The organism is Kineococcus anabasis (assembly GCF_054590795.1).
Genome location: NZ_BAAIHU010000009.1, coordinates 380,217 through 398,072 on the forward strand (window position 1 = coordinate 380,217; position 17,856 = coordinate 398,072).

The 17,856-nt window shown below is 77.2% G+C and carries 14 protein-coding genes; 4 read left to right on the forward strand and 10 right to left on the reverse strand.

The genetic code is table 11. The features are described 5' to 3' along the window. Positions 1 to 30 precede the first annotated feature (30 nt). Positions 31 to 879: a 4'-phosphopantetheinyl transferase family protein gene (locus ACYQBY_RS16325; protein WP_459644924.1), complete on the forward strand. Its 849-nt coding sequence runs from the start codon at positions 31 to 33 to the stop codon at positions 877 to 879. Here the strand turns inward: ACYQBY_RS16325 and ACYQBY_RS16330 are convergent. The 7 genes from ACYQBY_RS16330 to ACYQBY_RS16360 form a co-directional block, all read right to left on the reverse strand. Next, positions 769 to 2,331, reverse strand: coding sequence for a lipopolysaccharide biosynthesis protein (locus tag ACYQBY_RS16330; protein WP_459644925.1), 1,563 nt, complete (start codon positions 2,329 to 2,331; stop codon positions 769 to 771). The genes ACYQBY_RS16325 and ACYQBY_RS16330 overlap by 111 nt on opposite strands. Then, entirely contained in the window at positions 2,328 to 4,988 is a 2,661-nt protein-coding gene (locus ACYQBY_RS16335; protein WP_459644926.1) for an amino acid adenylation domain-containing protein, read from the reverse strand. The genes ACYQBY_RS16330 and ACYQBY_RS16335 overlap by 4 nt, the downstream gene beginning before the upstream one ends. Then, the gene (locus ACYQBY_RS16340) at positions 4,985 to 7,603 is read right to left on the reverse strand and encodes an amino acid adenylation domain-containing protein (protein ID WP_459644927.1); all 2,619 of its coding nucleotides are present in this window, start codon (positions 7,601 to 7,603) and stop codon (positions 4,985 to 4,987) included. Before ACYQBY_RS16340 ends, ACYQBY_RS16335 begins: the two co-directional genes overlap by 4 nt. Next, positions 7,600 to 8,766, reverse strand: a complete 1,167-nt coding sequence (locus tag ACYQBY_RS16345; protein WP_459644928.1) for a glycosyltransferase family 4 protein — start codon at positions 8,764 to 8,766, stop codon at positions 7,600 to 7,602. The genes ACYQBY_RS16340 and ACYQBY_RS16345 overlap by 4 nt, the downstream gene beginning before the upstream one ends. After that, entirely contained in the window at positions 8,763 to 10,544 is a 1,782-nt protein-coding gene (locus ACYQBY_RS16350; RefSeq protein WP_459644929.1) for an ArnT family glycosyltransferase, read from the reverse strand. The genes ACYQBY_RS16345 and ACYQBY_RS16350 overlap by 4 nt, the downstream gene beginning before the upstream one ends. Then, the gene (locus ACYQBY_RS16355; RefSeq protein WP_459644930.1) at positions 10,537 to 11,943 is read right to left on the reverse strand and encodes a glycosyltransferase family 4 protein; all 1,407 of its coding nucleotides are present in this window, start codon (positions 11,941 to 11,943) and stop codon (positions 10,537 to 10,539) included. Before ACYQBY_RS16355 ends, ACYQBY_RS16350 begins: the two co-directional genes overlap by 8 nt. 70 nt (positions 11,944 to 12,013) lie before the next feature. Further along, complete coding sequence (locus ACYQBY_RS16360) at positions 12,014 to 12,868, reverse strand: glycosyltransferase (RefSeq protein ID WP_459644931.1); 855 nt, start codon at positions 12,866 to 12,868, stop codon at positions 12,014 to 12,016. A gap of 203 nt (positions 12,869 to 13,071) precedes the next feature. Between ACYQBY_RS16360 and ACYQBY_RS16365 the strand changes: the two genes are divergently transcribed. Then, a complete protein-coding gene (locus tag ACYQBY_RS16365; RefSeq protein ID WP_459644932.1) occupies positions 13,072 to 14,301 on the forward strand; it encodes a hypothetical protein in 1,230 nt (409 codons plus the stop codon). 39 nt (positions 14,302 to 14,340) lie between these two features. Here the strand turns inward: ACYQBY_RS16365 and ACYQBY_RS16370 are convergent, their stop codons facing one another. After that, positions 14,341 to 14,709 (reverse strand): hypothetical protein, encoded by a 369-nt coding sequence (locus ACYQBY_RS16370; RefSeq protein WP_459644933.1) that lies wholly within the window; start codon positions 14,707 to 14,709, stop codon positions 14,341 to 14,343. 75 nt (positions 14,710 to 14,784) lie between these two features. On the opposite strand from ACYQBY_RS16370, the gene ACYQBY_RS16375 reads away from it, so the two are divergent. Next, the gene (locus ACYQBY_RS16375) at positions 14,785 to 15,204 is read left to right on the forward strand and encodes a PaaI family thioesterase (protein WP_459644934.1); all 420 of its coding nucleotides are present in this window, start codon (positions 14,785 to 14,787) and stop codon (positions 15,202 to 15,204) included. Positions 15,205 to 15,208: 4 nt separating this feature from the next. Here the strand turns inward: ACYQBY_RS16375 and ACYQBY_RS16380 are convergent, their stop codons facing one another. After that, positions 15,209 to 15,733, reverse strand: a complete 525-nt coding sequence (locus ACYQBY_RS16380; RefSeq protein WP_459644935.1) for a DUF427 domain-containing protein — start codon at positions 15,731 to 15,733, stop codon at positions 15,209 to 15,211. A 58-nt stretch (positions 15,734 to 15,791) separates the two neighbouring features. Further along, positions 15,792 to 16,787 (reverse strand): o-succinylbenzoate synthase, encoded by a 996-nt coding sequence (locus tag ACYQBY_RS16385; protein ID WP_459644936.1) that lies wholly within the window; start codon positions 16,785 to 16,787, stop codon positions 15,792 to 15,794. A gap of 72 nt (positions 16,788 to 16,859) precedes the next feature. Between ACYQBY_RS16385 and ACYQBY_RS16390 the strand changes: the two genes are divergently transcribed. Next, positions 16,860 to 17,801, forward strand: a complete 942-nt coding sequence (locus ACYQBY_RS16390; RefSeq protein WP_459644937.1) for a 1,4-dihydroxy-2-naphthoyl-CoA synthase — start codon at positions 16,860 to 16,862, stop codon at positions 17,799 to 17,801. Positions 17,802 to 17,856 lie beyond the last annotated feature (55 nt).

Below are 17,856 nucleotides of genomic sequence, written 5' to 3' on the forward strand. Positions count from 1 at the left end.
CCGGCGCACCGCCCGCGTTACGGTCGGGGGGTGCCGGCAGACGCGGACACGACGCGGGCGGCGGAGCCCGCGGCACCGGGGCCGGGGGTCCTGGAGGTCGCCGTCGCCGCGCCCGGCGCCACCCCGGAGGTCCTCGCGCTCCTCGACGACGCCGAGCGCGCCCGGGCCGCGCGCCAGCGGAACGCGCCGGACGTGGCGCGGGCGGTGACGGGCCGGGCCCTGCTGCGCCTGCTCGCGGCGCGCTGGACGGGCCTGGAGGCCCGCGGGGTCGGGCTGCGCCGGGAGTGCCTGGAGTGCGGGCCGGGCGACCACGGCCGGCCGGTGGTCGTGGCGCCGGGGCCGGGCGGGCGGCGGGTGCACGTGAGCGTGTCCCACTCCGCGGGCGCGGTGCTCGCGGTGGCCGGCGCCGACGGCCCCGTCGGGGTGGACGTGGAGGAGCACGCGGGCACGGCCTTCGCCGGGTTCGACGACCTGGCGCTGGCCCCGGCGGAGCGGACGGCGCTGGCCGCCCTGCCGGAGGGGGCGCGCCCCGCCGCCCGCGCGCTGTGGTGGGCGCGCAAGGAGGCGGTGCTCAAGGCCACCGGGCACGGCCTCACCGTGCCGCCGTCCGCGCTGGTCGTCGGCGCCCCCGGGACCGGGGGGACCGGCGCGGGCCCGGGGGGTGTCCTCTCGGCGTGGCCGCCGCAGCTGGACGCCGCGCTGCGCCCGCCCGCGCACCCCTGGCTGCTGGACCTGGCGCCCGCCCTCGACGCCGTCCTGGAGCCGGGGTCAGCGGCCGCCTGCGCCGCCGTCCTCGCCCCCCGCGCCCCGCGCGTGCGCGTCCTCGACCCCGGCGCCCTCGACCCGGCCGGGCTCCTCGCCGGCCTGCGCGGGACCTGAACCGCCCAGCACCCCGCGCACCCCGACGACCCCGAGCACGAGCGCCGCCACCGGCCACAGCCACGGCTCCCCGCGCGCGGCGACGGCCAGCACGGCACCGGCGGCCAGGGGCAGGAACTCCCCGCGGCCCATCGCCAGCAGCCAGCGGCCCCGCAGGTCCGCCACGAACAGCGCCAGCACCACCGCCACCAGGACCAGCCCGGCCGCGGCGTAACCCGCCGCGCCCCAGGCGTGCCCGGCGGCGACGAGCAGCACCGGCTGCACCAGCGCCGCGGGCACCAGCACCCGCGCGGAGCGGCGGAACTCACCGCGCGCCTGGTGCACCGTGGACAGCACCGTCAGCAGGCCGACGCCCAGGCCGGTCACCGCCGTCAGGTGCAGCAGCGCGGAGACCTCCGCCGAGCGCCCCGGTGCCACCAGCTCCAGCAGCACCTGCGGGAAACCCGCCAGCAGCGCCGCGGCCGGCACCCCCAGCAGCGCGAACAGCCGCAGCGAGCCCGCGGCGCGCTCCCGCGCCTGCGCCTCGTCCGCGGCGCCCGCGATCCGCTGGTAGTAGCTCAGCGCCACCGCGGCGGACAGGAACAGCGGCACCCGGCCCAGCAGCGCGGCGATCTGGTAGGCGCTGGCCGGGCCGTCGCCGAGGGCCGCGAACACGATGACGACCGTGTCCACGACCCCCACGGCGGCCAGCGCGATCTGCACCACGGCCAGGGACATGCTCTCCCGCAGCAGCTTCGAGAACGTCGCGGCGGAGGCGCGCAGCAGCGGCCAGCCCTCCCGGCACAGCGCCAGGCCCACCACGAGCAGCACGAGGCTGCCGACGGTGAAACCCAGCACCGGTGCCGTGGGGCTCGCCGCGACGGCCAGCAGGAGCAGCAGCGAGGAACCCAGCCGCACGGCCGTCTCCAGCAGGCGCAGCCAGGAGATGGTGCCGATGCGCTGGCGGCCCTGGAGGAAACCCAGGGGCGCGGCGACCAGGGACAGCGCGAGGGCGGCCAGCGCCGTGACCCCGCCCATCGCCCAGCCGCTGGCGGGGACCACCACGAGCAGGGCGAGCAGGGCGAAGACGAGGCCCTGCGCGGTGGAGGCGAGCAGGCCGAAACCCAGCGCCTCGCCCGCCGCACGGGGGTCGTGGGACAGGGCGACGTGCCGGGCCACCGCCCACGGCACGGCGGCCATGCAGCCGGTGCCGAGCACGAGCAGCAGGCTCTGCACGGAGGCGTACTGCACGTAGTCCGCGGCGGACAGCAGGCGGATCACGAGCAGGGAGAACCCGTAGTTCGCGGCCGAGACGACGACCGTGACGAGCGAGACCAGCGCCGCCTGCCGCTGCACGGCGCGGTCGCTGATGCCCTGCGCCGCAGCTGCTGCGGGCACCTGCGCCACGGGTGCGGCGGGGGCCGGGCGGGGGGCGGAGGCCGCCTGCGGCTGCTCGTGGCCGGCGTGCCTCACGACGCGTCCCCCTGTCCGGGCAGGCACTCGCGCAGGGCGGCGGCGAGCGCGTCGACGTGGCCGGGGTCGAAGACGCCCGTGTGCAGGCCCGGGACCTCGCGGATGCGGACCCGTCCCGTCAGCAGGCCCCGCCAGCCGAGGTCGGCGCGGCCCAGGGCCATCGCGCGGCCCTGCCGGGTGCGCAGGATCGTCACCGGCCCGTCGTAGCCGCGCCGGCGGGTGCGCATCAGGGCGGCGGTGGCGGCGGCCTCGCGGACGTACACGTCCGAGACGACGCCCTCCCCCGCCAGGCGCCGGCGCGCCGTCCGGGAACGCTTGGCGAGGATGACGGAGACCTTCTGCCGGCGCTGCGCCCACGTGCCCGCCCAGAACTCCGGGGCGTGCAGGACCAGCTCGCCCCACAGGTAGCTGAGGCGGTCGTGCAGGGAGGGGGTGTCGATGAGGACGACCTCGGAGACCTCCTGGCCCTCCCGGCGCAGGACGTGCGCGACCTCCAGGGCCAGCAGCCCGCCCGCGGAGTGCCCCACGAGCGCGTACGGGCCGGAGGGGACCTCCGCGCGCAGCGTCGCGGCGGCCTTCTGCGCCATCGACGACAGCGTCAGGTGCCCGCCGTCGTCCGCGGTGGCGGTGTGGTCGGCCATCGGGTCGACCACGAGCACGGGGTGCCCGGGCAGGCGCCCGCGCAGGGCGCGGTACTTCAGCGCGCCGCCGAGGTAGATGTGCAGCAGCGCCACGGGGGTGCCCTCGCCCGCGTCCAGCCACGTCGCCAGCTCGCTGCCGGTCTCGCCCAGCAGCGCCGCCAGCCCGCCGACGGTGGTGTCCCGCATGGCGGAGGAGATGCTGATGCGGGTGCCCGTCTCCTTCTCCAGCCGGCCCAGCAGCTGCAGCAGCGCCAGCGACGTGCCGCCGAGGTCGGCGAGGAAGTCGTCGGTGCCGCGCGGGGGTCCCGCCAGGCCGAGGACGTCCGCGGCCGCGGCGGCCACGACGTCCACGGGGCAGCCGGCGGGTGCGGCGGGGCCGTCCTGCCCGCGGCCGCGCCCGGCACCGGCCAGGGCGGTGAGGGCCGCGGCGTCCACCTTGCCGGTGACGGCCAGCGGCATCGACCCCAGCCGGTGCACCGCGGAGGGAACCATGTACCGCGGCAGGGACCCCACGAGCGGGGCGAGCAGGTCCGCGTCGGCGGGGACGTCCCCGGCGTCCCCGGCCTGCGGGCGCAGCACGGTGAACGCGACGAGGCGGGCCAGCGGCCCCTCCCCGGCGACGACGACGGCCGCCTCCGACACCGCCGGGTGGGCCAGCAGCGCGCGCTCCACCTCGCCGAGCTCGACGCGGTGGCCGCGCACCTTGACCTGCCGGTCGATGCGCCCGAGGAAGCGCAGCGCCCCACCGGCGTCGCGCACCACCCGGTCACCCGTGCGGTAGATCCGCACCCGCTCGCCCGAGGGGGCCGTCCAGCCGAGGAAGCGCTGCGCGGTCAGGTCGGGGCGGGCGATGTAGCCGAGCGCGACCTGGTCCCCGGAGATGCACAGCTCCCCGGGCACCCCGTCGGGCAGGGGCGCACCGTCGGCGTCGAGGACCCACACCTGCGTGCCGGGCAGCACCTCGCCGAGGTGGATGCCGGCCGCGCCCCGCGCGGCGAGGTCCTCGCGGCGCAGCACCTGGCAGGTCACCAGGACCGTCGCCTCGGTGGGGCCGTAGGAGTGCAGCAGCGCCACGTCGGGGCAGGCCTCGAAGATCTCCCGCGCCGCGGCCTCGCCGAGCACCTCCCCGCCCACGGCCAGGTACCGCAGCGTCGGCGGCAGGCTCCGGGCGCGGGCCAGCTCGCAGGAGACGGAGGGGGTGCTCATGGTGAACGTGACGGGCAGGTCGGCGCCGATCAGGTCCAGCGGGCTGGTCAGCACCCGGACGGTGCCGCCGAGGGCCAGGGTCGCGTAGAGCTCCAGCACGGAGGGGTCGAAGTTGAAGGAGATCCCCGCGCCGGTCAGCGCCACGTCCTGCGGGCCCAGCAGGCCCACCGCCCAGGTGATGAGGGCGTCGACGTTGCCGTGGGTGACCTGCACGCCCTTGGGCTCCCCGGTGGAGCCGGAGGTGAAGAGCACGTACGCCACGCGGGCGGGGTCGGCCGGCACCGCGGGCAGGGCCTCGCCGGCCAGCAGGTGCGCCACGTCGACGAGGCGCGCGGGGTCGGTCCCGTCCTGCCCGCCGGGCTGCCCGTCCGGTCCGGCCGCGGGGGTGCCGTCGGTGACGACGAGGGCGCAGTCGGAGCGCTCCACCATCGCGCGCCGGCGCGCCGCCGGGTACGCCGGGTCCAGCGGCACGTACGCCGCACCGGCCAGCAGCGTCCCGAGGAACACCGCGACGGTGGCGCGGGTGCGCCCCATCTGCACGCCGACCCGGTCGCCGGGGCCGACCCCGCGGGCGGCGAGGGCACCGGCCACGCGCCGGGCGGTGCCCAGCAGTTCCGCGTACGTCGTCGCGCCCGTGGCGTCGGCGACGGCCACCGCGTCCGGGCGGGCCGCGGCCTGCGCCGCGATCCGCTCCACGAAGGAGAGGTGCCCCACGGACGAGAGGCGCCCCACGGAGGAGTGCCCCACGGAGGAGGGGTACCGGCTCCCGGTGGTGGGCACGCCCACCACCGGGAGGTCGAGGGTGCTCATCGCGCGTTCCCCGTCCCGCGGGCCTGCTCGGCCCGCTCCTGCGACTCGACCAGCGCCTCGGCCACGCGCTCGCGCAGCACCGTGGCCAGCGCACCGACGTGCGCGGCCTCGAAGATCCCGTTGTGCAGGCCGGGGACCCGGCGCACCCGGACCCGGCCGGTGAGCAGCCCCGCCCAGCCCAGGTCCGCGCGCCCCAGCGCCATGACGCGGCCCTGCGCGGTGCGCAGGACGCTCACGGGGCCGTCGTAGACGCGGCTGCGGGTCTGCACGACCGCCGCGGTGCTGGCGTTCTCCCGCTCGTACACGGCGGAGACGACGCCCTGCGCGGCGGCGCCCCCGCGCAGCGCGCGCGAGCGCTTGGCGAGGATGACCCCGGCCTTGCGGGCCCGCTCCGCCCAGCTGCCGTGCCAGAACTCCGGCGCGTGCAGGACGACCTCGCCCCAGTAGTGCACCGCGCGGCTGCGCATGCTCGGGGAGTCCAGCAGCACCACCTCGGCGACCTCGGCGCCCTGCTCGCGCAGCACGTGCGCGACCTCCAGCGCCAGCAGCCCGCCGGCGGAGTGGCCCGCCAGCACGTACGGGCCGGTGGGCACCTGCTCCCGCACGACGGCCGCGGCGCGCTCGGCCATCGAGCGCAGCGTCAGGCCCTGCGTGGTGCCGCCGTCGGCCAGCGGGTCCACGAGCAGCAGGGGCCGGCCCAGGCGCCCGGCCAGGGAGCGGTACTTCAGCAGCCCGCCCACGTAGACGTGCAGCAGGACCAGCGGCACCCCGGGGGCCTCGCGGTCCAGCCAGGTGCCGGCCGCCGGGCCCGTCCCGCCGAGCTGGGCGGCGATGCCCCGCACGGTCGGGTCGGCGAGCACGCCGTCCAGGGCGACACGGGTGCCGGTGGTGCGCTCCAGGTCGCCGAGCAGGCGCAGCAGCGCCAGGGACGTGCCGCCCAGCTCCAGCAGGAAGTCCGCCTCCGCCGCCGGCGGGGTGGGCAGCCCGAGGACCTCCGCGACGGCGGCGGCGACGAGCTGCTCCGTCTCCGTCAGCGCGGTCTGCGCGGCCTGCGCGTCCTGCGCGGCCGGGGCCGCGGAGCCGTGCCGCACCTGCTCGGCGAGGGTCTTGGCGTCGGCCTTGCCGGAGACGGTGCGCGGCATCTCCTCCAGCCGGCGCACCACCGAGGGCACCATGTAGCCGGCGACGCGCTCGCGCAGCGGTGCCAGCAGCTCCGCGTCGGGCAGGTCGCGGGCCGCGGGGTCGAGGACGACGAAGGCGACGAGGTGGGCCAGGGCGCCCTCCCCGCCGACGACGACGACGGCCTCGGCGATGCCGGGGTGGTGCAGCAGGGCCTTCTGCACCTCGTCCAGCTCGATGCGGTGCCCGCGCAGCTTGACCTGCCGGTCGATGCGGCCGAGGAAGCGCAGCCCGCCGTCGGCGTCGCGCGCCGCGAGGTCACCGGTGCGGTAGATCCGCTCCGGGTCGCCGTCGGGCGTGGTCCACGGCACGAAGCGCTCGGCGGTCAGGTCCGGGCGGCCGATGTAGCCGACGGCGACCTGGTCGCCGGCGATGCACAGCTCCCCGGGCTCCCCGGCCGGTGCGGGCGTGCCGTCCGCGGCGAGCACCCACAGGCGGGTGCCGGGCAGCTCGGCGCCGAGGCGGATCTCCTGCCCGTCGCCGCGGCGCAGCTCCTGGCAGGTGACCCACACGGTGGCCTCGGTGGGCCCGTACACGTGCAGCAGCCGCGCGTCGGGGCAGGAGCGGAACACGGCCTCCACGACGGGGGCGGGCAGCGCCTCCCCGCCGACCATGACGGTGCGCAGGGTGCCCGGCAGCACACCGGCGCGGGCCAGCTCGCCCAGCACGGAGGGGGTGCTGAAGAGGAACGTCAGCTCCGGGGAGGTGGCGGCGAGGTCGACGGCGGAGCCGAGCAGGTGCAGGGTGCCGCCGAGGACGAGGGTGCCGTAGAGCTCCAGCACGGACGGGTCGAACGTGAAGGACGTCGAGGCGCTGGTGAGGACGACGTCCTGCGCGGTGAGGGTGGAGGCGGTCCAGGCCAGCAGGGCGTCCACGTTGCCGTGGGTGACCTGCACGCCCTTCGGCTCGCCGGTGGAGCCGGAGGTGAACAGCACGTACGCGAGCTGGTCCTCCGCGGGCATCGCGGGCGCCGTGGCCTCCGGGCCGGCGAGGACGTCCGCGGGGGCCAGCAGGACGGTGTCGCCGGCCAGCTCGCCGCGGTCGGCGGCGAGCGGGTCGACGACGAGGGCGGCGCAGCGGGCGCGGGCGACCATCTGCCGGCGCCGGGCCAGGGGGTGCGCGGGGTCGAGCGGGACGTATGCGGCCCCGGCGAGCATGGCGCCGAGGAACACCGCGAGGGCCTCGCGGGTGCGGGGCAGCTGCACCCCGACCGTGTCGCCCGTGCCGACCCCGCGCGCGGCGAGGGCGCCGGCGACGCGGCGGGCGGCGCCGAGGAGCTCCGCGTAGGTGGCGGTGCCCGCGTCGTCGACGACGGCGGCGGCGTCCGGCTGCGCGGCGGCGCGCCGCTGCAGCAGGTGCAGGAACGAGGGGTACCGCCGCCGGGCGCGGGGCCGCGGCAGGGCGGGGGCGGCCGGGCGCAGGTCCAGGTCGGTCATCGCGGGTTCCTCACGGTCGGGCGGCGGGTCGGGCGGGCGGTCTCCAGCGCGGCGCGGTACACCTGCGCCTGGGCGTGCGCGGCGTGGTCCCAGGTCAGGTGCGCGACGCTGTCGCGGCCGGCGGCGCCGAGGCGGGCGCGCAGGCCCGCGTCGGCACCCAGCTCCGCGACGGCACCGGCGAGGGCGTCCACGTCGAACGCCGGCACGCGCCGGCCGACCTCGTCGCCGACGAGGTTGCGCAGGCACGGGATGTCGAACGCGACGACGGGGGTGCCCACGGCCAGGGACTCCGCGGCCACCATGCCGAACGTCTCGTACCGGCTGGGCATGACGACGGCGTCGGCGGCGGCCAGCCAGGAGAACCGCTCCGCGAGGCCGACGGTGCCGGCGAAACGCACCCGGTGGGCGATCCCGAGCTCCGCGGCCAGTTTCTGCATGCGGGCGGTGTCGGGGCCCTCCCCCGCGATCAGCAGGTCCTGCGACAGGCGCCCGGCGACACGCGCGTACGCCTCCAGCAGCATCCCGATGCCCTTCTGCGCGTCCTCGATGCGGCCGAGGAAACGCAGGTCGCCGCCCCCGCGGGCCGGGCGGGGCGTGGCGAACGCCTCCGGCGGCAGGCCGTTGGGCACGACGTGCACGGCCGCCGCGGGGTTCGCCTCCCGCAGCCGCGCGCCGAGGTCGTCGGAGACGGCGACGAGGGAGCGGTGCGCCCGCACCCCCACGCGCTCGACGTGGCCGAACGGCAGGCGGTACTGCGCCGCCTTCTCCTCGGCGAAGAACCACTGCACGACGCCGACGACGGGGCGGCGGGTCAGCCACGGCAGGCCGAACGTGGACAGCGGCGCACCGAAGTCCTCCACCACCAGGTCCGGGCGGGTCCGGGCCACGACCGCCGGCTGCGCGGCGAAGTAGCTCATGACCTGCGCGTTGTAGGTGGACCCGACGCCCGCGTGGGCGTACCGCACACCGTCCTGCTCGTACGGCTCGCACCCGGGGAACGGGGCGCACACCACGAGGACGTCGAACTCCGCCGCGAGGCGGGAGTTGATCTCGGCGGTGCGCACGGAACCCCCGCCCGCGCCGGGCTTGCGCGGGTCCTCGTACCCCAGGTGCAGGACGCGGGGGCGCGTGCCGCGCGGGGAGGGGAAACTCAGGGCGCTCATCGGGAGCCTCCGGTGTAGGCGCGGACGTCGTACATCTTGAGGTGGCCCCACGAGCGGCCGCCGAAGCTGCCGACGAGGGTTCCGTGCTGGTCCAGCTGGGCGGCGAACTCCGGGCCGGCGAGGCCGTAGCCCTGGTCCACCAGGACGGAGGCGATGAGCACGTAGTCGACACGCTGCTCGCGGATCTGCTCCAGGGTGTTCCACTGCCCGACCTGCTGGTCCTCGACGATGAACTGCGCGGTCTCCTCGGTGGCGGCGATGCGGCTGCCCGGGGCGACGTGCTGCGGCAGCCACGCCATGAAGTCCAGGTAGGCGGCGTCGGGCTGGGTGCGGACGTGCACGTACTGCACGGTCTGCACCGCCAGGGCCGCGGCGAGCGCGACGCAGCCGGCGACGCGGCGGACCCGGGTGCGGCGCAGGAACGCCACGCCCAGCAGGGCGCTGGACGCCACGCACGGGGCGAGGGGGATGTAGAACATCTGCTCCTCCAGCGACCCGAAACCCACGGCGTAGGCCAGGTAGCAGCACGCCGCGACGGTCCAGGCGGACAGCACGACGGCGCCGGGCACGAGGGCCCGGCCGAACAGCCGCTCGCAGGAGTCCGGTCGGCGCCGGGCGAGGAACAGCACCAGCAGCGCGCCGAGGCCGCCGGCGGCCAGCAGCAGGTAGCTGACGCCGAACTCCCCGACGAGGTCGGCGACGCGCGACCACAGGCTGACCTTCACACCGGGGGCGCCGAAACCGGTGATCTTGTGGGTGCCGAGCAGCCGGGCCAGGCCCGCGGTGCGCGACTCCCACCACACGCCCAGGCCCACCGCGGAGGCCACCACGCCGTTGACCGCCAGGTAGCCGGCCGACGCGCCGGCCGTGGCGATCAGGGTGGCGCGCCGGGGCAGGCCGACCCGCAGCAGGAAGAGCAGGAAGATCGCCGCGCACACGACGAGCCCGAACGTCTCCTTGGTGACGAACGTGGCGGCTCCCGCGGTGGCGGCCACGGCGGGCCAGCACCGGCCGGTGCCGCCGTCGCGGGTGGCGAGGACGAGCGCCAGGAACGTCAGCGCCGCGAACACCTGCGCGGTGGACTCCAGCATCACCCGGCCGTCGAACGAGAGGCCGAACGGGTCGAGCGCCAGCAGCAGGCCGGTGACGACGGCGGCGCGGCGGGCGCCGGCCGCCCACACCGCGGCGGTGGTCACGACGACCGCGAGCGCGCCGAACACCGCCGCGTACGGGCGCAGGTCCAGGACGAGACGCAGGATGCTCTGCTCCCCCGACCACCAGGACGCCACGCCCATGAGCAGGAACGACAGCGGCGGGTGCAGGATGAACGGCTCGCCGTGCAGCTTCACGCCCTCGCCGTTGCCGACGCTGCGGGCGATCTCCACGTACGTCGCCTCGTCGATGAACACGCTGTAGGCGGTGTCGATGTTCCACAGGCGCACCACGAGGGCACCGACGCCGAGGAGCACGGCGAGCAGCCAGGGACGGCGCAGCCACGCGGGCCGCGCGGCGGGGTCCGCGGCCGCGACCGGTTCCGGGGACGGGTCCTCGTGGCGGGGCAGCAGGTCACCGGCGGGCGCCGCGACGGCGGCGGGGCGGACGGTGCGGGGGGCCCGCGCCCCCGGGACCCGCTCCCCCTCGGGGCGCAGCGGCTTCAGGGGCGGCGGGGGTTCCGCGACGAAGGGCCGGGGGAAGTTCCAGACGACCTTCGAGGCGACGGGCGCGGGGACGGACGGTCCCCGGCGCAGGCCGCGCCGGGGACCGCGCTGCTCAGGCACTGCCGGCGCCGGGCGAGGACAGCCGCAGCAGGTCGGCGGTGCGGGCGACCGACACGGAGAAACCCTCGCCGAGCTCGGCGGTGTCGAGGACGCCGAGGCGGCCCAGCAGCTTCTCCACGGTTTGGGAGTCGGCGCTGCGGCACAGAATGGTGACGGTGTCGCCGGTGAGCTCCCACACGTCGGTGTCGCGGACGGCGGAGCGCCAGTTCTCCGGCAGGACGCGCACGGGGAGGGTGACCACCGTGGACAGGTCGGAGGAGACGCGCTGGTCGTCCTCGCCGAGGGACAGGCGGCGGGCCTCGGAGGCCAGGGCGTGGCCGATGCGCTCGGTCATCACGTCCCACGTGAAGCGGGCGGCCCAGCGGCGGGCGTGCTGCGCCGTGCGGCGGGCGGAGCCCTCGTCGCGCAGCTCGCCGAGCGCGCCGGCGATCGCGGCGCCGAGGTCGGCGTCGTCGTCGAGGAGCCAGCCGGTCTCGCCGGGGACGATGGAGTCGCGCAGGCCGGGGCGGCGGAACGCGAGGGCGGGCACGCCGAGGGCGTTGGCCTCCACCACGGACAGGCCCCAGCCCTCGCCCTGGGAGGCGTTGACGGTCAGCCACGCCGAGGCCATCACCCGGTCGCGCTGCACGTCGTCGAGGTCGTCGCGGAACGTCACGCTGCCGGTGAGGCCGAGGTCGGCGGCGAGGCGGTGCAGGCGCCCGGCCTCGGGGCCGCGGCCGACGACCGTGAGGGTGGCCTCGGGGTGCTCGCGCAGCACGGCGCCGAAGGCCTCGACGACCAGCTCGGTGCGCTTGTGCGGCACGAGGCGGCCCAGGCACACCACGGACGGGTGCGCGGTGCGGGCGGGCGGGTCCGTGCGGACGGACTCGGTGACGGACCAGCCCGGCGGGGTGACCCAGATGTCGCCGCGCAGCCGCAGCCGGCGGCGGGCGCCGGTGCGGGTGGACGGGGAGACGGTGACGATGCCGCGGCGGCCGTAGACGAAGCGGCTGGCCGGGCCCTCGAGCCAGCGGCCGAACGCGGCGACGGGGGCGGGGAAGTACTTCTCGAACTGGTCCTGGTGGATGTGGTGCAGCAGCAGCAGGACCGGGGTGGTGCGGCGCACGGCCAGCGGGGTGAAGAACGGGATGCCGTTCTGGGAGTCCACGACGCCGGTGACCTGGCGGCGGTGCCGCAGCAGCCACAGCAGCGCGAACAGGTAGACGGTGAACCGCCCGCCGGCGCGCACGATGCGGTACCCGTCGCGCTCCTCGGCCCGGGGGGCGCCCGCGACGGCCGCGCAGAGCAGGACGACGTCCTCGCCGCGTGCCGCGAAGCGCTCCGCCAGCTCGTGGCAGACGACCTCGGCGCCGCCCGCCTCCGGGTGGCGGGAGTCACGCCAGTTGGTGATGACGAGCACGGTGGTGTCCTTCCGCGGCGGGTGGCCGGTGGTGGCGGGNNNNCCCGCCGGGGGCGTGGTGGGTGGTGGGTCAGCGGCCGGCGCGCAGCATGCGGCGGACGCGGTACAGCTCGGCGAAGGCGCCCAGGCCGTCGCGCACGGGGCGCAGGGTGGAGCCCTCGTCGTCGGACCACTCGACCGGCATCTCCATGATCTTGAGCCCGGCGGCGTTGCAGCGGGCGAGGATCTCCACGTCGAACGCGAAGCCCGTCAGGCGCGCGGCGGCGAACACCTCGCGGGCGGCCGCGGTGCGGAACAGCTTCATGCCGCACTGGGTGTCGCTGATGCGGCCGACGACGGTGGAGGCGGCCATGTTGAACACGCGGCTGCCGAGGCGGCGCACGACCGGCTGCGGGACGACGTAGCGGGCGCCGAGGACCCGGCGGGAGCCGATGACGGCGTCCCAGCCGTTGGTGAGGATCGCCATGCCGGTGAGCAGCGCGTCCGGCGGGGTGGACTGGTCGGCGTCGACGTAGCCGACGTACTCGGCGCTCGCGTGGGCGACGCCGGCGCGCACGGCGGCGCCCTTGCCCTTGTCCTTGCAGCCGATGACCTGCACGCGCACGCCGGTGGCGACGACGCGGTCGACGGTGTCGGCGGTGGCGTCCACGCTGCCGTTGTCGACGACGAGGATCCGCACCCGGTAGGGGGACGCGGCGATCTGGCGGCAGATGGCCTCCAGGGTGGGGCCGATGCGCCCCTCCTCGTTGTAGGCGGGGATGACGAGGTCGAGGCTGGCGACGGCGGGCTTGCGGCGGTCCCCGGGGGCGCGGTCCGCGGGGGCGCGGTCCCCGGCGCGGCGGGCCTGCCTCGGCATGAGGGCGGAGGGGGTCGCCGCGGGCGCGGCTCCGTCCGCTCCGGCCAGGACGTCCAGGTCCTCGGTCATGTCCTCCTCCTTCGGTCGCGGCGCCACGCAGCGGGCGCACTAGCAGCTCCCTGGAGGGATCGGGACCGGTAGGGGTGAACTTCAGCAATCACCACCTGTTCGGACGAGGGCGCGGCGTGTCGCCCTCCGCCCGGTTAGACCGGCGGTGTGAGGGGTGCCAGGGTGCGTGTTCAGCACCACACTCCCCGTACCGAGGAGGAGGCATGACCTTCGCGCGCAGCAGCACCGTCCCGGCGACGACGCGGGGACGGGTGGGCGCCCTGCAGGTCGTGCTCGCGGTGGCGCTGAGCGTCCTGGCGGTCGTGGTCACCCCCGGCGCGGCCGCCGCGGCCCCCGCCCGGTCGCTGGGCGTCCTGGGCTCCGACAGCCGCTGGGCCCCGCAGATCGCCTCCGCCGGGCTCACCACGGTCATGCTGCAGGCCCACTGGGACCGTGCGCAGCCGGCGCCGGGCGCGGCCCTGTCCGCCCCCTACGTCGCCGAGCTGCGCCGCCAGCACGCCGAGTACCGCGCCCGGGGCCTGGCCGTCGTCCTCGACACGGGCCTGCAGTACACCCCCGGCTGGGTGTTCCAGCTCCCCGGCGCCCGCTTCGTGGACCAGTTCGGCACCGCGTTCGGCAACACCAGCGCCTCCGGCGAGAACGTCGCCGACGCGGTGTGGAACCCGCAGGTGCGCGCCGCGCAGGCCGACTACGTCCGCGCCCTCGGCGCAGCGCTGGGCCGCGACGCCTTCACCGCCGTCCGGGTCGGCGGGCTGCTGACCGGCGAGCTGCGCCTGCCGACCGACCGCTCCCGCCACGCCGCCGTCGGCAGCTGGTGGGCCTTCAGCCCCGCCGCCCAGGCCTCCTCCCCCGTGCGCGGCTACCGCCCCGGGATCTCCCCCCGCTCCGCCACCAGGGACGCGGCGTTCCTGCGCTGGTACCTCGACAGCCTCGCCGGCTACCAGGACTTCCTCGTCACCGCCGTGCGCGGCGCCTTCTCCGGCGACCTGCAGCTGATGTTCCCCTCCTACGGGGTGCGTCCCGGCGACGAGGCCGCCGCCGCCGCGAACGGCCTGCGCCGCAGCAGCACCCGCTACTCCGAGCTCGTGCAGGGCGTGGACTTCGCCCGTCTGACCGGCCGGGTGGCCGCCTACCGCGCCGCCGAGCCGGCCCGCCGCTACGTCGCCTACGCCACCTGGCTGGACGGCCCCGAGTTCGGCACCTCCGACCGCGACGTCAGCCCCATCGGCTACCTGGCCCGCATCGCGCCGCGCGCCGGTGCGCACCTGGGCGGGGAGAACACCGCGAACAGCGCCCGCAGCGAGCAGGCGCTGGTCCTGTGCCAGCAGCGCGCCCGCCAGTTCGGGCTGGTGAGCCTCATGTGGTTCGACGACCGCGCCGTGATCGCCGTGCCCTCCCCCATCCCGGCGCGCCTGGCCCGCACCTTCGGCTGACCCCCCGGCGGCGTCCGCCGGCCCGCCGGGTGGGACCCGTCAGGGCCGCGGGGGCCGGTCGGGCAGGTAGCCGCCGTCGGCCAGGCCCGCCTCGACCTCGAAGCGGTTGCGGACCGCGCGCCGGCCCGCGAGGGGGTAGCGCCACGCGAAGGAGAACCCGAACCGGCGCCACTGCCCGACGTGGACCAGCTCGTGCCGCAGGCGCCGCGCGGTGCGCGTGCCGGGCGAGGAGCCCGTCAGGTAGGTGTCGCCGAGCGTGACCCCGCCGCGGGGGTAGGCGCGGCGGGGCAGGCCCCAGCAGACGTGCAGGTCGCCGTGCCGCTCGTGGCGGGCCCCGAGCAGCCGGGCGTACCCGCGCGCCAGGCGCCCCACGAGCGCCGCCTGCCCCGCCGTGTCCACGGGACCCATCCTGCCCCGCCTCCCGGGCCCGCGGGAGGGGCCGCGACGCCGGATCCGCAGGGCCGGTGTGGCAGGGTGCCCGGGGTGAGCGGACCGCAGAGCCCCCTGCCCGAGCTGCCCTTCCCGGTGAGCACGTTCATCGAGCGCATGGGCATCGAGTTCCTCGAGGCCAGCGCCTCCCGGGTCGTCGCGACCATGCCGGTGGAGGGCAACACGCAGGTCATGGGCCTGCTGCACGGCGGGGCGAGCTGCGTGCTGGCGGAGACCCTCGGCTCCGTGGGCGCGATGCTGCACGTGTGGCCGGACGCCGTCGCCGTCGGCACGGACATCAACGCCACCCACCACCGCAGCGTCTCCTCCGGGGTGGTCACCGCCACCGCCACCGCGCTGAGCCTGGGCCGGACGGTGTGCAGCCACGAGGTCGTCATCACCGACGAGCAGGGCCGCAGGGTGTGCACCGCCCGCATCACGAACCTGGTGCGGCCCCGGCCCCAGGGCTCCTGAGCCCTCACCAGCCGGTGGTGCCGGATCCTCCCTTGAAGGGCCCGACCACGTCGTCGGTGATCCACCCGCCGTAGAAGCCGCCCGGCTGCGGCCGCACGAGGTGCCCGTCGAGGCGGCAGCTCGTCAGGCGCCCCGGGTAGAACGCGACCGCCCCGGCGAGCTCCTCGTAGCCGGGCTCCGGGTGCGGGTACGTCCAGCCCGCGTCGGCGGCGAGCAGGCTGCCGTCGGGGCCGACGAGGTCCACGTACTCCGCCCCGCCCTTGAACTCGCACCAGCTGCGCCCCCGCGCCGGGCGCAGCAGGGACACGTCCAGCTCCTCGCGGGGGACGTAGTGCACCGGCGGGTGGCTGGTCTCCAGGACCCGCAGGCTGCGCGTGGTGTCGGCCAGCACCAGCGGGCCGTCCCCGCCGGGGCCGGGCGGGCCGGCGGTGAGCAGGACGCGGCGGGTGCTGCGCTCCAGGCGCGGGGGCCGGGGGTAGTCCCAGACCGACTCCCGGCCGGGACCGGCGGGCAGGGGCACGGGGCGCACCGGCCCATCGTGCGCCCGCCCGCCCGGCGGCGCACCCGCACACCCCGCGGGGAGGCGCTCAGCGGGGCAGCAGCTCCCAGCAGGCGGCGATCCGCTCCCGCCACGCCCGCTGCCGCTCCGGCGGGGCCGCGTGCTCGGCCAGCAGCGCGGGCTCGGCCGCCACGGCGGTGACGGGCACCGAGCCGGCCCGCGGCAGCAGCGGTGTGGAGGTGACGTCCGCCGCGAGCAGGGCTGCGGTCCCCAGCCCGCACGCGAACGGCAGCCCGGGCAGCGCCCCGGCCAGCGCGGCGCCCGCCGCCAGCCCGACGGAGGTGTCCAGCGCGCTGGAGACCACCACCGGCAGGCCGCACGCCTGCGCCACTGCCAGCGCCGCGCGCACCCCGCCCAGGGGGGCGACCTTAAGGACGACGACGTCGGCGGCACCGGCGGCGGAGACCCGCAGCGGGTCCTCCGCGCGGCGGATGCTCTCGTCGGCGGCCAGCGGCACGTCCACCCCGTCCCGGGCCAGGCGCACCCGCAGCCGCGCCATGTCGGCGAGGTCCGCGCAGGGCTGCTCGGCGTACTCCAGCCCGCTCGCCGCCAGCGCGGCCAGGGCCCGGGCGGCGTCCTCCACGCTCCAGGCCCCGTTGGCGTCGACGCGGATGCGGCCGGAGGCACCCAGCACCTCCCGCACGGCCCGCACCCGCGCCACGTCGTCGGCGAGGAACTGCCCGGCCTCGGCGACCTTCACCTTCGCCGTGGTGCACCCCTCGAAGCGGGCCAGCACCTGCGGCACCTGCGCCGCGGGCACGGCGGGGACGGTGGCGTTGACGGGGACGTGCCCGCGCACGGCGGGCGGCGGCCCCTGCCAGGCGGCCTCCAGCGCCGCGGCGAGCCAGCGGGCGGCCTCGGGCGGGCCGTACCCGTCGAACGGCGCGAACTCCCCCCAGCCGGCGGGGCCGCGCAGCAGGACGGCCTCGCGCTCCAGCAGGCCGCGGAACCGGGTGCGCAGCGGCAGGCGGACCACGGCGGCGGAGGCCAGGACGTCGGCGAGGTCGGGTCTCACCCCGGTCATGCTCCCCGCACCCCGCCCGCGGGGGCCCGGCGGGTCGGGCAGGGCGCGCCGCAACCCCTATCGTCGGCGGACGTGAGTGCCCTGGACGGTGTGAGCGAGACCTTCGACCCCGCGGCGTGGGCGGAGGTCCCCGGGTTCGGCGACCTCACCGACGTCACCTACCACCGGTGCGTCCTCGACGGCCCCGCCCGCGGCACCGTCCGCATCGCCTTCGACCGCCCCGACGTGCGCAACGCGTTCCGCCCCCGCACCGTCGACGAGCTCCACCGCACCCTCGACCACGCCCGCCGCACCCCCGACGTCGGCTGCGTCCTGCTCACCGGCAACGGCCCCAGCCCCCGCGACGGCGGGTGGGCGTTCTCCTCCGGCGGCGACCAGCGCATCCGCGGCCGCTCCGGCTACCAGTACGCCGGGGGCGAGACCGCCGACACGGTCGACGAGATGCGCGCGAAGGCCGAGGGCGGACGGCTGCACGTCCTGGAGGTGCAGCGCCTCATCCGGTTCATGCCGAAGGTCGTCGTCGCCGTCGTGCCCGGCTGGGCGGCCGGCGGTGGTCACAGCCTCCACGTCGTGTGCGACCTCACCCTCGCCAGCGCCGAGCACGCCCGGTTCAAGCAGACCGACGCCGACGTCGGCTCCTTCGACGCCGGCTACGGCTCCGCGTACCTCGCCCGGCAGGTCGGGCAGAAGCTCGCCCGGGAGATCTTCTTCCTCGGCCGCCCCTACACCGCCGCCGACGCCCACCGCATGGGCATGGTCAACGAGGTCGTCCCCCACGCCGAGCTGGAACGGGTCGCGCTGGTGTGGGCGGCGGAGATCAACCGCAAGTCCCCCACCGCGCAGCGCATGCTGAAGTTCGCCTTCAACGCCGTCGACGACGGCATGGTCGGGCAGCAGGTGTTCGCCGGGGAGGCCACGCGGCTGGCGTACATGACCGACGAGGCGGTGGAGGGGCGCGACGCGTTCCTGCAGAAGCGCGAGCCGGACTGGTCGGGTTTCCCCTGGTACTTCTGACGGCGGAGCGCCGCGGCGGCGGGGGGCTGCCGTCACACCCGGGCAGCTGGACCAC